This window comes from Vitreoscilla filiformis (assembly GCF_002222655.1).
In the GTDB taxonomy this organism is placed as follows: domain Bacteria; phylum Pseudomonadota; class Gammaproteobacteria; order Burkholderiales; family Burkholderiaceae_C; genus Ideonella; species Ideonella filiformis.
The window spans coordinates 875029-888558 of sequence record NZ_CP022423.1 but is presented as its reverse complement, the minus strand read 5'-3'; the positions used below and the strand labels follow the sequence as shown (position 1 = coordinate 888558).

General features: G+C 64.7%; 12 protein-coding genes. 9 read left to right on the top strand and 3 right to left on the bottom strand.

From position 1 onward, the window contains the following. Positions 1-8 precede the first annotated feature (8 nt). The 3 genes from VITFI_RS04135 to VITFI_RS04125 all read left to right on the top strand — a co-directional run bounded on the left by VITFI_RS04135 (position 9) and on the right by VITFI_RS04125 (position 2900). Positions 9-1742 (top strand): sensor domain-containing diguanylate cyclase, encoded by a 1734-nt coding sequence (locus VITFI_RS04135; RefSeq protein WP_089415916.1) that lies wholly within the window; start codon positions 9-11, stop codon positions 1740-1742. Between the two features lie 162 nt (positions 1743-1904). Beyond that, entirely contained in the window at positions 1905-2156 is a 252-nt protein-coding gene (locus VITFI_RS04130) for a hypothetical protein (RefSeq protein WP_089415915.1), read from the top strand. Further along, positions 2157-2900, top strand: a complete 744-nt coding sequence (locus VITFI_RS04125; protein WP_089415914.1) for a hypothetical protein — start codon at positions 2157-2159, stop codon at positions 2898-2900. It abuts the gene before it with no gap. Between the two features lie 16 nt (positions 2901-2916). Here VITFI_RS04125 and VITFI_RS04120 read toward each other — a convergent pair whose 3' ends face one another. After that, positions 2917-4410 carry a CoA-acylating methylmalonate-semialdehyde dehydrogenase gene (locus VITFI_RS04120; protein ID WP_198301710.1) on the bottom strand — a complete coding sequence of 498 codons (1494 nt, stop codon included), beginning with the start codon at positions 4408-4410 and terminating at the stop codon, positions 2917-2919. 138 nt (positions 4411-4548) lie between these two features. On the opposite strand from VITFI_RS04120, the gene VITFI_RS04115 reads away from it, so the two are divergent. Further along, on the top strand, positions 4549-5469 hold the full coding sequence (locus tag VITFI_RS04115) for a LysR family transcriptional regulator (protein ID WP_089415912.1): 921 nt from the start codon (positions 4549-4551) through the stop codon (positions 5467-5469). A gap of 17 nt (positions 5470-5486) precedes the next feature. Beyond that, the gene (locus VITFI_RS18645; RefSeq protein WP_198301602.1) at positions 5487-6245 is read left to right on the top strand and encodes a YecA/YgfB family protein; all 759 of its coding nucleotides are present in this window, start codon (positions 5487-5489) and stop codon (positions 6243-6245) included. Here the strand turns inward: VITFI_RS18645 and VITFI_RS04105 are convergent. Then, positions 6228-8831, bottom strand: coding sequence for a response regulator (locus VITFI_RS04105; protein WP_089415910.1), 2604 nt, complete (start codon positions 8829-8831; stop codon positions 6228-6230). The genes VITFI_RS18645 and VITFI_RS04105 overlap by 18 nt on opposite strands. Before the next feature lie 136 nt (positions 8832-8967). Between VITFI_RS04105 and VITFI_RS04100 the strand changes: the two genes are divergently transcribed. The 3 genes from VITFI_RS04100 to VITFI_RS04090 all read left to right on the top strand — a co-directional run bounded on the left by VITFI_RS04100 (position 8968) and on the right by VITFI_RS04090 (position 11103). After that, a complete protein-coding gene (locus VITFI_RS04100; RefSeq protein WP_089415909.1) occupies positions 8968-9366 on the top strand; it encodes a YidB family protein in 399 nt (132 codons plus the stop codon). Positions 9367-9386: 20 nt separating this feature from the next. Further along, positions 9387-10172, top strand: coding sequence for a metallophosphoesterase (locus tag VITFI_RS04095; protein WP_089415908.1), 786 nt, complete (start codon positions 9387-9389; stop codon positions 10170-10172). A 169-nt stretch (positions 10173-10341) separates the two neighbouring features. Beyond that, entirely contained in the window at positions 10342-11103 is a 762-nt protein-coding gene (locus VITFI_RS04090) for a hypothetical protein (RefSeq protein ID WP_157725553.1), read from the top strand. Here the strand turns inward: VITFI_RS04090 and VITFI_RS04085 are convergent. Beyond that, on the bottom strand, positions 11091-11981 hold the full coding sequence (locus tag VITFI_RS04085; protein WP_089415906.1) for a 23S rRNA (adenine(2030)-N(6))-methyltransferase RlmJ: 891 nt from the start codon (positions 11979-11981) through the stop codon (positions 11091-11093). The genes VITFI_RS04090 and VITFI_RS04085 overlap by 13 nt on opposite strands. Before the next feature lie 120 nt (positions 11982-12101). On the opposite strand from VITFI_RS04085, the gene VITFI_RS04080 reads away from it, so the two are divergent. Further along, positions 12102-13523, top strand: a complete 1422-nt coding sequence (locus VITFI_RS04080; protein ID WP_089415905.1) for an MBOAT family O-acyltransferase — start codon at positions 12102-12104, stop codon at positions 13521-13523. Positions 13524-13530: the final 7 nt, after the last annotated feature.

The following is a 13530-nucleotide window of genomic DNA, read 5'->3' as shown; positions in this document are numbered from 1 at the left end:
ACTGAGCCATGCCTTTGGTCGATCGCCTGTCCCTGCGCCAGTTGCTGACGGGGCCTTATGTTCTGTTGGTGCTGGTGCTGACGGCGGTGTTGGGCGGCCTGTCATTTCAGGCTGGGCGCAGCGCAGTGGACGATTTGTCCGGGCAATTGCTGGTGGAAACCGTCAACCGCATCGCCCAAGCGGTGGATCGGCACATCGCCGGCTCGGAAGCGGTGCTGGAAACCGCCTTCCCGCGTGGGGTGACGGCCCCCACCTCGCTGGCCGTCGGCTCCAGCGATCTGGCGGCGTTGCGCACGCGGTTGTGGCTGGCCACGTCCGTCCACCGCGACCCCAACAACTACGCCTACTACGGCGACCGCCAAGGCCGTTTCATCGGTCTGTGGCGCCACAGCGATCAAGAAGCCGAGCTGCGTTTGCGCACCCAAGGCGATGGGCCGCGCACGCTGTATCGCTTCATGGGCATTCAGGGGGCTTTGCAAAGCCCGGTGGTCGAACCGGTGGTGTTTGAGCCGCGCCGGCGTCCGTGGTTTGAAAGCGCCTACCAAACCCAAACCGCCATTTGGACGGCGGTTTACATCGATTTCCGCACCCAAGAGCTGGTGGCCACACGCGCCCGGCGCGTCAACGCCGCTGACGGCACCTTCCAAGGTGTGGCGGCAACAGACTTGTCCCTGCAACGGGTGAACACCTTTTTGAGCCGGCTGGCGTTGAGCCGCAACGGCGTGGCCATGGTGATGGAGGGGGATGGTCAGCTCATTGGTGTGTCGCGCAGCTCGCATCTGCGCCGCCTGCCCGATGGCCGCACCGAGCGCGTGCGCGCTGGGGACTCACCCGATCCGCTCATTCGCGCCACCTACCAAACCTTGGTGCAGCGCGCCGCCACCACGTTGGACGATCAACCCCGCACCGGTCGTTTCACCCTGGACGGGGGGCGCGAAGTGCAATACGGCTTCGCCCGGCTGCGTGACGATGCGGGGCTGGATTGGCTCATCGCCGTGGCCGTGCCGCGCAGCGATTTTTTGGGCGACGTAGAGCGCAGTTTCCACACCACAGGCTGGATGGGCCTGGGCGCAGCGGGATGCATGGTTGGGTTGGGTTTCTGGGTGCTGAGTGTGCTCACCCGCGAGCTGCGCCGCTTGGCCAATGCAGCGCGCCACATGGGCGAAGGCCACTTGGCACCACCGCTGGTCAGCCAGCGCCGCGATGAGCTGGGGGATTTGGCGCGCAGCTTCGCCGACATGCAAACCCGCTTGCTCACCGACCCGCTCACCGGCCTCTACAACCGCAATGCCGTGCAGCGACAAATCGAGGAGCGCATCCGCGAACAGCGGCGCCGAGGTGATCCGCGCCCGTTCACGGTGCTGTTCATTGATGTGAACCGCTTCAAGCAGATCAACGACCGCTTCGGCCACGATGTGGGCGACGCGGTGTTATGCGAGCTGGCCCAACGCCTGCGGGAAGCCACCGCGCCAGGGGACATTGCCGCCCGCTACGCTGGCGATGAGTTCGTTCTCATGCTCGGCTCGGTGGAGCGCCGGGGCGAGGCGCTGGCGTTGCGCCTGCGTCTGCAACACGCGCTGAGCCAGCCACTGGCCGCCTTGGCAGCGCTGGTTCCGCCCGACGAGCCCCAACACGGGGCCGCCATCGGCCTGGCCCTCTACCCGGACGACGGGCAAGACGCCGATGCCCTGCTGCGTCAGGCCGACGCCGACATGTACGCCCACAAACGCGGCCACCGCTGACGTTCATCCTGCGTTCAGGTTACGAGCAGGTTTCTTTCTGCATCCTTATAGGGATTCTCCGAGTGCCCGAAGGGGGGCTGTCGTCTTTACATTAATTTCTCATTCAGTTTTATTTACTGAAAACAACAGATCGACACCGTCCGCGCCCCACAAGGAGACATCATGCGCAACCCCACCCGCCGCCCATTGGCCGCTGCTGCCGCTCTGGCCCTGCTGGCTTCCCCAGCCTTGGCCGCCGAGTTCAACGCCAACATCGAGTTCGACAACACCTGGCAGAACCAGGAGCGCGGCATGAGCCAAGGGGGTCGGGTCGAACTGAATGCCTTGGGGCGCACGGGCACCAGTGGGTTCGTGGCGGGCAAGGCCAGCATCTTGGCCAAGCGCGACAGCAGCGTGGCCATCGATGACCTGTAGGTGCAACTGGGCAACGCCAGCGCCGACGTGAAGCTGGGGCGTTTTGAAGCCGCCGATGTGTTCCAACTCGGGCGGGACACCATCGTGTCCCGTGCGGGTTCCGGTTTTGCGTACCGCACCAATGCACTGCGCGGGCGCTTCACGGGGGGCGAGTTCCACGGGGCCTTCACGCTGAACTTCAGCCCGGCGTTGTCCTTGGAGCTGGGGGTGGCGGAAACCAAGGCCAAGGCCGCTGATTCTGGTGCGCCGGTGAACAACGGCTTGGGGGTCTATGCCAAGGGTGTGCGTCCGGTGCTGAGCTACAACAGCAACGGCTTGCTGCTGCGCCTGGGCCTGGAAAGCGGTTACATCTTCAATGAGACGCAAAAGTTCAAGGGCGGTGGTTTCACCATCGGCTACGACTTCAGCCCCAGTGTCCACGTCAACTTCAGCGCCGCCAGCGCCAAATTCACCGATTGGACGGCTCCCAGCGCCACCACCGGCTACTCCACCCAAACCGGCTACAGCCAAACCAGCCGCACCGTGGGCTTGAACGCTTATCTGGGGGATGCTCACTTGGCGGTCGAAGGCGCTAAGAACGGCGACGAGAAGATCACCACCTTCTACGCCTCCTACGCCTTCCCGCTGATGGACATCAAGGGCGCCACCATCACCCCGGCGTTCTCGGTGTCCAAGGCCCGGGACTTTGTCACCGGGCTGGATCAGGACACCTCGGTGCGCGTGCGCATCAACTACACCTTCTGACGCGCTGCGCTGCCGGTCACTTCGCCGTGGGCATCACGAACTCGGCCCCCTTGGCGATGCTCGCCGGCCAGCGCTGCATGATGCTTTTTTGCTTGGTGTAGAACCGCACGCCTTCTTCGCCGTAGGCGTGCATGTCGCCGAACAGGCTCTTTTTCCAGCCGCCGAAGCCGTGCCACGCCATCGGCACCGGAATCGGCACGTTGATGCCCACCATGCCGACTTGCACCCGGCGGCTGAACTCACGCGCAATGCCGCCATCGCTGGTGAAGCAGGCCACGCCGTTGCCAAACTCGTGGGCGTTGACCAGCGCCAGCGCCTCGGCAAAGTCTTTCACACGCACGCAGGCCAGCACGGGGCCGAAAATTTCTTCCTTGTAGATGCGCATCTCGGGCGTGACGTGGTCAAACAAGGTGCCGCCGGTGAAGAAGCCGCCTTCAAAACCCGGCACCACGCAGCCCCGGCCATCCACCAGCAGTTGCGCGCCTTCTTCCACGCCTTGAGCGATATAGCCCTCAATGCGATCCCGCGCCTGGGCGGTGACGATGGGGCCCATTTCGGCATCCAGTTCCATGCCGTTCTTGATCTTGAGCGTGCGGGCACGCTCGGCCAGCTTGGGCACGATTTGGTCGGCCACATCGCCCACCAGCACGGCCACGGAAATCGCCATGCAACGCTCACCGGCCGAACCGTAAGCGGCGCCGATCAGCGCATCGACGGCTTGTTCCACGTCCGCATCCGGCATCACCACCATGTGATTTTTGGCGCCGCCCAGGGCTTGCACGCGCTTGCCGTGGCGCGCGCCGGTTTCGTAGATGTATTGCGCAATCGGCGTCGAGCCGACGAAGCTGATGGCCTTCACATCCGGGTGTTCGAGCAGCGTGTCCACGGCGAGTTTGTCGCCCTGCACGACGTTGAACACGCCGTCCGGCAAACCGGCTTGCGTCAGCAGCTCGGCGATGAACAGGCTAGGCGACGGGTCGCGCTCGCTGGGCTTCAGCACAAAGGTGTTGCCCGTGGCCAGGGCCACCGGGAACATCCACATCGGCACCATGCACGGGAAATTGAACGGCGTGATGCCGGCCACCACACCCAGCGGCTGGCGCAGCAACCAGTTGTCGATGCCGGTGCCGACTTGGTCGGTGTAATCGGTCTTGAGCAACTGCGGCGCCGCGCACGCAAATTCAACGATCTCAATGCCGCGTGTCACCTCACCCTGCGCGTCGGTGAACACTTTGCCGTGTTCGGCGGTGATCATCGCTGCCAGCGTGTCCTTGTGCTGGTTCAGCAGGTGCAAAAACTGGGTGAGGATGCGGGCGCGGCGCAGCGGCGGGGTGTCTGCCCAGGCGGGGAAAGCGGCTTGGGCGGCGGCCACGGCGGCGTTCACCTCGTCCACCGAGGCCAGCGCCACCTGGCGCGCCACCGCACCGGTGGCCGGGTTGAACACCGCTTGGCGGCGGCCCGAGGTGCTCGCCACAGCTTGGCCAGCGATGAAATGGCCCACATCGGCCAACGAGGTGAAAGGCTGCGGTGCGTTCATGGTGCGATGTCTGGAAGAACCGGGATGGGCGCTGAGTCTAGGCAGCCGGCTGGCCGCGCACCAGCGCCCGGCGGTGGATTCATTGTTCGGCTGCGTGAACAATGCATCCCCATGAACACCCTCACCTGGTGGTCCCACATCCACGCCTTGACCATCTTGGCTGAAACCGGCCACTTCACCGCTGCCGCCCAGCGCCTGGGTTGCTCCAAAGCCAGCATGAGCCAGCGCATCGCCGAGTTGGAACGCCAAGCCGGTGTGCCGCTGGTGCAACGCACCACGCGCAGCGTGCGCCTCACCGAAGCCGGCGCGCAACTGGTGGAACGCACCCGCAGCGCCTTCACCCAAATCGACGACGCGCTGCACAGCGTGCGCGAACTCACCACCACCCCACGCGGCCTGCTGCGCCTGACCGCGCCGGTGGCCCTGGCCCGTCAACAACTGGTGCCGCGCCTGCCGGCGTTCCTGCGCCGTTACCCAGAATTGCGGCTGGAATTGGATCTGTCGGATCGCCTCTGCTCGCTGGCGCGGGAAGGGTTCGATCTGGCCCTGCGCCACACCACCACGCCGCCCGATACCCACGTCGCCTGGGCGCTGTGTCCGACACGCACTTGGTTGGTGGCCAGCCCGGCCTACCTGGCGCAACACGGCACGCCCACCCATCCCGACGAACTGGCCCAGCACGCCGCCTTGCACTATCCGCGCCCCGGCGAACAAGCGCTGTGGAACTTTGAGCCCGAAGGCGGCGGGGCGCGGGTGAGTGTCAAACTGCAAGGCCCGTTCGCCGCCAACAACAGCGAGGCCCTGCGCGAAGCCGCGCTGGCGGGCCTGGGCATCGCTCAACTGCCGGATTTCAGCGCGCAACACGCGCTGGCCCAGGGCGATTTGGTGACGCTGCTGCCTCACTGGCAACCCGTCGGCGCTTACGGCAGCCACTTGTGGGCGCTGCGCCCCTACGCGCCGCGTGTGCCGCTGGCGGTGCAAGTGCTGGTGAGTTGGCTGCGCGAGCAGTTTCATCCCGGTTTCACGCCTTGATGGGGAACAATGCAGCCATGTCTACCGCCCCGACCCCGATGCCGCTCGGCCCCGCCGATGTGGCCGAACTGGAACGCCTGCTCGACAGCGTCCCCGCCCCCCTCGAACCGCTCGATCTGATGATGCTGGACGGTTTTTTGTGCGGCGTGCTGCTGCAACCGCGCCGCATCCCGCCGGCGCAATGGCTGCCGCACATCACCGATGTGGATGAGGCCCGCGCCCTGCCGCGCAGTTTCCCCGCCCAAGCGCTGCACGATTTGGTGGCACGGCGTTTCGCCGAGCTGGATCGGGCCATCGAGCGCCGCCAGTGGTTCGACCCGTGGGTGCTCGAACCGGATGACGAGGGCGGCCCGTTGGATGCCGTCATGCCCTGGGTGGCCGGTTTGGCGACGGCCATCGACCTCTACCCCTCGGTGCTGCAAACCTCGGATGAGCGGGTGCTCGAAGGCCAGGCCCTGCTGTATCGCGCCTTCGATGCAGACGATCTGGAAGACGCCGAAGCGTTGTTGGCCGTCATGACCGAGATGGAGCCGCCCGAAGATTTGGACGAAGTCATCGAAGATTTGGTCACCGGGGTGTTCTTGCTCGCCGATGTCACCCGGCCAGCGAGTGAGGTGCCCCCTGCGCCCGTCGTGAAGCCCGCTGCCGCCCCCGTGGCGCCCCCCGCTCGGAAGGCCCCGACCTCACGCCCGGCGCGTCCAGCCCCGCCTGCGGCGAAAAAATCGGCCCCACCGCCGGCCCGCAAGAAAGCGCCTCGTTCACCCTCGGGTCGCTGAATCACCAGCCATCGGTTGGCGCGGGGTGGACAGCCACGTCAAAAGCGCTGCAAACAGACGCTCAGGGCTGACCGGCTTGGTGACAAAGTCATCCATGCCGGCATCCAAGCAGCGTTGCCGGTCGCTGGCGAAGGCATTGGCCGTCATGGCCAAAATCGGCACATCGAAGCCTCCAGGTTGCAAGCGGATGCGCTGCGTGGCCGCCAGGCCGTCCAAGCGGGGCATTTGCATGTCCATCAAGATCAGATCGACCGGCTGCTGACCCAAACTCTCCAACGCCTCCAGCCCGTCCTCGGCCAGCGCCACCACCAAACCGACGTTCTCCAACAGCAGTTGCAGGATTTCGCGGTTCACCGGTTCATCTTCCACCACCAACACCCGCCGCCCCGCAAAATGCCGCCGCAACAACGCCTCGACTTCGGCTTGGCAGGAAGCACCACTCAGGGTCGGGGATGAGGACACCTTGTCCAGCCAGGCCGTGAACCAGAAACAACTGCCCTGCCCCGCCGAGCTGCGTGCCCCCACCTCACCCCCCATCAACTCCGCGAGCTTGCGGGTGATGGCCAGCCCCAGCCCGGTGCCACCGTAGCGGCGTGTGGTGCTGTTGTCCGCCTGCTCAAAGGCGTCAAACAACCGCCCGAGAGCATCGGGCTCGATGCCAATGCCGGTGTCCTCCACCTCAAAACGGAGTTGGATGCGCTGGGCATCCTCCGCCAACATCCAAGCTCGCAGCGCCACCCAACCCTGTTCGGTGAACTTCACCGCGTTGGCCGCATAGTTGAGCAGTGCCTGTTGCAGCCGCGTCGCATCGCCCAGCACGCCACACGGCAATGGCGCCGCCTCCACATGCAAATGCAGCGCTTTGCCCGCTGCACGCTCATGCACCATGGACGCCACACCGGCCAGCAAATCTTGGATCAGCACCGGGTGCTGTTGCAATTCCAGTTTGCCGGCTTCGATTTTGGACAAGTCCAGCACCGCGTTGATGATGTTGAGCAGGTGCGCACTGGCGGCTTCGAGTTTTTCGATTTGGTCGGTTTGGCGGGACGAAAGCCCTCCGCGCCGAATCAGGTGGGCCATGCCGGAAATGGCGTTGAGCGGCGTGCGAATCTCGTGGCTGATGTTGGCCAAAAACGCACTTTTGGCCACGCTGGCGGCTTCGGCGGCCTCTTTGGCCACCGCCAGCTCGCGGGTGCGCTCCTCCACCAGCGCTTGCAACCATTGCCGGTCGCGCTCTTCGTTCAAGCGCAAAGTTTCACGCACCCGGCGACGCTCGGTGATGTCTTCTGACGTGCCCACACAGGTGATCGCCCGACCATCGGCGGAGAACTCCACCTCTGCCCGTTCGTGTACCCAGCGCACCCATCCGTGGCGCAGGATGCGATGCTCGATGTCATACCCCGCCCCCGGCACCGTTGTGGCCCGCGTCCACGCCTGGGCCACACGCTCATGGTCATCGGGGTGGATGCAGGCCCAGAACAATGCGGTGTCGATGCGCTGCTCAGGCGGCACGCCAAAGATGCGATAGGTTTCAGCCGACCACTCGGTGGCATCGGTCGGAACATCCACCAACCAACTGCCAATGCGCCCCACCGCCTGGGCCCGCCGCAACAGATCTTCGCTGCGTGCCAGGGCTTCTTGCGCTTGGCGGTTGGCCGTCACGTCCCGGCTGATGCCGCACAACCCGACGATCATCCCTTGCTCGTCACGCACCGGCCATTTGCTGGTGCTCACCCACGCCGGCCCGCCGTTGACCGCCGCATAAGGGTTGATTTTGTCGATCAACGGACGGCCTTCCCGCAGCACAGGCCCCTCCTCCTCCTCGTAGATGCGGGCCAACTCAGGGGAGTACAGGTCGGACACCCGCTTGCCGATGAGTTCACGCCAGTGGGTGTAGCCCGTCAGTTGGGCCACGTTTTGGCTGCAAAAACGGATGCGCCCTTGTGCATCTTTGAAATAGATGAAGTCGGTGGTGTTTTCCAACAACACCTGGAAATCACGAAACAAACTGCGCTCGGCCAGCATGGCCCGCTGACGGGCGTAAGCCCAGGCCAGCAACTGCGAAAAATGACCCAGCAGCCGTGGGGTTTCCGTGTCCAGCGTCCAGTGCTGGTCATGCGTTTCCAGCCACACCCCACCCAAACACGGTTTACCCCGCCCGGAGCGCATGGGCAGCAACATCCGGCTGCGCACACCACGGGCTTGCAAGGCGTCGCGCCAGGCCCCTGGGGGCAAAGCCGCCACATCCGCGATGAACAACGGCGACACCGCATGGTGCAGCAGCGCCCACTCCTCGGCAGCCAAATCGCCCTGTGGCGCCTCACCGCTTCCCGACGCGCCCCATTGCGCCGCCAAGCGGGTGTGACCCTGGCTGTCCCGGCACATCACGGCTGCGTGCTGCGCCCCCACCAACTGCGCCATGCGGGCCAAGACTTCCACCACGCCCACGTCCAACACTTCGGGGGGAACGTGAATCAAGGTCGCTGCCAGCACGCACAACTGTTCCCAAGGCTGCTGAGGACGTGGGTGCAGCCAGTCGCCCAAACACGTCACAGCCTCGGATTCCTGCGGGTGAATGTTGTCCACGAACCGCCCCAGTGTCTGATGATGATCCGCCAGCGTACAACGATCAGGATGGTGGCGCCTACCCAACGATCACAGATGGCCCGCGTGGTAGAAACCCGAGCCACGCCACACACGGCTTTTTTTGAGGAGTTCTCTCATGGGATGGTTAGACGCAATCGCTTCCACGGGCCTGAAAGAATTGGCCAGCTCACCCCAAGCTGCCCAATTGCTGGCGCAGTACTTGGGCCAACCCAGCATCGGGGGCTTGCCCAAACTGACCGAACTGTTCAATGCTCAGGGCTTGGGTGCGATCCTGCAATCGTGGTTGGGTCAAGGTGGCGCTTTGCCCATCAGTGCAGAACAACTGCAAGCCGTGCTCGGCTCCGACGTGATCCAAGCCATTGCCAGCAAGGTGGGCATCGACCCCGCCCAAGCGGTGCAAACCGTGATGACCCTGCTGCCGCAAGCCGTGCAACTGCTGGCCTCGGGCAAAGAGGGTGAGTCGGGCGTCGGCGGGCTGCTGGCGCAAGGGCTGTCCCTGTTCGGCAAGTCCTGATCCATCGGCGGCCTTGGCCCATGCGCATCCAGTTGCTGTCCGATCTTCACTTAGAGACGGAAACGTTCACCCCCGAACCCGCCCCCGATGCCGAGGTGCTGGTGCTGGCGGGGGACATCGACAGCACCTGGGCCGGTTTGTCCCACTTTGCGGACTGGCCGGTGCCCGTGCTCATGGTCGCCGGGAACCACGAATTTGACCGGCGTGAGCTGGCCGACGCCTGGGCCGGTTTGCACGAACGCTGCGCGGCCCTGGGCTTGATTTTGCTGGAGCACCGGGACATCGTCCTCACGGGAGACGATGGCCGGCGCGTGCGTTTCCTCGGCACCGTGCGCTGGAGCGACTTTGACCTGTTTGGCCCCGCCGAACGGCCACGGGCCATGCGTGCGGCCAGCTATTTTCAAAAAGTGCAACAAAGCACGGTGAACGGTGGTCAGCCGTTCGATGCCGCTGCGGTACGCGAGGCGGGTTTGGCCGATCGCGCTTGGTTGGCCGACGCTTTGCGCCCCACCGCCGCGCCTCCACCTTGGGATGCTCAAGTGGTCATCACCCACTTCGCGCCCAGCCTGCGCAGTGCCGATCCGCGCTTTGGCCGCCAACCTGGCACGGCCAGCTTTTGCAACGCAGACGACGATTTGCTGCCCCTGGCGGATCTGTGGCTGCACGGCCATGTGCATTGCCGCCACGACCACACCGTGCCACGCACGGCGGGCATGACCCCAACCCGCGTGGTTTGCAACGCTCGGGGCATGGTGCGTAAAGGCGAGGCCACAGGGTTTGAGGCCCTGCGCACCCTCAGAGTGTGACAATTTGAAACCAAGCTGACGCTGCTCTTGCATACAAACGCAGGGCCATCTTGGTAGTTGCACCGCATTGCCAAAGCATCCGCACTGCGACAACATGCGAGCAACAAACCACTGTTAGAAATCCCCTCGCCAACAACTGGTTACAAAACAGCAACAACAAAGGGGTTCCATGTCAAAGTCCGCTTCACGTCGTTTGCACCTTGTGGGCCTGCGTCCGTTGGACGCAGGGGTTGTGCGCGTTTTTCTGCGCCTGCTCGCCCAAGATGCCCGGTTGGATCACACCTGGCACCTCACTGACCATCCAGAGGCCGACGTGTGCCTGCTGGCCCCCGACGTGCCCACCCCGCCCCATGAGGCTGGCCTGTGCGTACGCATCCTGCCGGCTGAGGCGCCCGCCCCTGCACCAGGCCAGCACCATCTGCGCCGCCCTTTGCAGTTGGAAGATTTCATTGACTTGCTCAACGCCATTCCGTTGAGTGAGCCTGCCCCTGCCGATCTGTTGGCGCCCCAGTTTTTGGCCCATCAAATCCACATTGAGCTGAACACCCGCTTGCGTCTGCGGCGCTGGCCTGCGGCCCACACCCTGGCGGCTCGGAGTGAGTTTCGCCGCTTGGCCGCCTTCCTTTCCGCCCGCTACCTGACCATGCAAGAGCTGGCCACCCACAGCCAAGTGGACTGGCCGGTGTGCGTCGAATTCCTGCACGCCATGCACGGCTTGGGGTTGCTGGAGCGTCACGGCGGCAGCGCCATGCCGCACGCCCACAGCACCGCGCTTCCTATTGCCCCAGAAACGCCGCGTGTTCGCCTGGCCACCCCTGCGGCGAATGCGCCCTCGCAGACGGCGCCATCACGCGTGTTGGGTATGTTGGAACGCTTGCGTGGGCGCCTCGGCCTGACAGGGCACAGCGGCCATGCCGCTCACGCCGGCTGATATTCCAGGTGATAACTGGCACCATCGAACTGTGCCAACTGCTGGGTCAACCACGGCAGCACGGCTTCTAGCGTGGCGTGCAGCGTCCACGGCGGGTTGAGGATGAACATGCCACTGCCGCTCAACCCAAACCCTTGGCGGTTTGGCTGCGCCACGGTCATGCGGACGTGCAGCCACCCCTTCGGTGCCAACGCCGACAAGCGCTTGGGCAACTGCACCGCCTCCACCCGGCTGACTTGCGGATACCACACCATATACACCCCTTCAGCAAACCGCGTCATGGCGTCGCGCAGGGCGGCCACGGTTTTGCCGTAATCCCCCACCAGCTCGTAAGACGGGTCCATGAGCACCACCGCCCGGCGCGGCGTCGGCGGCAATTGGGATTTCAAACCCGCAAAACCATCCTCGTTCAAGATTTGGGCGTTGCGCCGCCCGCCGAAGTGGGTCATCAGCGTGCGTGCGTCGGCGGGGTGCAGCTCGAACAAGCGCAGGGCATCACCCGGCGTCAACAAAGCCCGGGCGATCGACGGGGAACCGGGGTACAGCGCCAGCGGCGGCGTGTAACCTTTCTCGATCACGGGCGGGTTGCCCTGTTCATCGGGGCCGGGCAGGTTGAAATCGTGAACCAAGCGCACGTAATCGGCCACGGGGGCTGGCATGTCGGCCCGACTCCAGAGTCGGCCAATGCCTTCGCGGTACTCGGCATTTTTCTGCGCCTGCGCGCCCTTGAGCAAATAACCGCCGGCCCCGGCGTGGGTGTCGATGTACCGAAAGGGTTTGCCTTTGTCCACCATGTACTGCAACACCTGCGCCAACACCAGGTGTTTGAGGACATCGGCGTGGTTGCCGGCGTGGAAAGCGTGACGGTAAGCCAGCATGACAACAATTCTCCAGAGCGTGAGGGCCCCGCACTGTAGCCAAAGCCTCCGAACCCCGCGAAGTGGGATAGGCTCGCGCACCTTGTTCCCTCACCGTACCGGGCCCAGATCCGTTGGCGTATGAGTTTTGTTTCCCCCGAATTTGCGCTGCTGGCGCTGCTGTTTTTCCCGCTGTATTGGGCCTTGGCACGCTGGCCACGCTGGCAACTGGCCGGGCTGACGCTGTGCGGTTACGGTTTGTATGCCACTTGGTCGCTGTCTTTGGCGGGGGTGCTGTTGGGCTACAGCGTGGCGGTGTGGGCGCTGGGGCGCTGGATCGCCCCGCCCGCCGACTTGATCGGCCCGCCGTCACGGCGACGCCTGGCCCTGGGGGTGGGTTTGGTGCTGGCCGTGCTGTTCTTGGTGCTGGCCAAGTATTACGAGTTTTTGCGCGCCAGCCTGGCCACGCTGCTGGCCGCCTGGGGCAGCCACTTGCCCCTGCCGGTGTTGGACATGGTGACCCCCGTGGGCGTGTCCTTTTTCACCTTCCAGGCCATCACGTATTTGGTGAGCATGGCCCAGCCTGGCGCCACGCCGCGCCCGCCGGGTCAGGTGCTGTTGTTCCTGGGGTTTTGGCCGACGTTGTTTGCCGGGCCCATCTTGCGGGCCGAGCCCTTTTTCGCCCAGGTGGATGCGGGCCGCTTTGGCCGTCCGCACGAGGCTTGGCGCGCCCTGTACCTGATCCTGCTGGGGTTGGCGCAAAAACTGGTGTGCGCCTCGTGGCTGGCAGAAACCTTCGCCGACCCGGTGTTTCGTTACCCCGAACAACACGCTGGCCTGGCGGTGTTGGCCGGCATGGTGGGTTATGCCTTGCAGATTTTTTTGGATTTCAGCGGCTACACCCTCATCGTCACCGGGCTGGGGCTGCTGCTGGGGTTTGAGCTGCCGCTCAACTTCCAGCAACCCTATTTGGCCCGCAACCTCCAGGGGTTTTGGCAGCGCTGGCACATGTCCTTGTCCAGTTTCATCCGCGATTACATCTACATCCCGCTCGGGGGGCGGCACGGCAGTTGGGCTCGCACCCAATGGCATGTGATGGCCGCCATGCTCATCAGCGGTGCCTGGCATGGGGCGAACTGGACGTTCATCGTCTGGGGGGCTTTGCACGGGCTGGGCATGGTGGCGTTCAACTTGTGGCGCGACCGGGCTTGGCCGGTGTGGCCAGCATGGCTGGCTCGGGGGCTGACGCTGAGTTTTGTCACCCTGGCCTGGCTGTTTTTCCGCGCCGACTCGCTGGATCAAGCCTGGCTGTTGCTGACCCAATTGCCGGCAACGCTCCCGCAGTGGGCCCGCGCTGGGGACATGCCCGTGCATGGCCTGGTGCTGTTCGCGTGCCTCTTTTTCTGGTTCAGCCGCCACGCCCAGACGCTGGAACACTGGGCGGTGCGCCTGCTGCAAACCCTGGGGCCGATCGGGGCGGTGCCGGTGCTGAGTGCGCTGCTCTGGCTGCTCATCCAACTCGGGCCCGACGGGGTGCCCAGTTTTATTTACTACCGTTTCTGAGCCATCC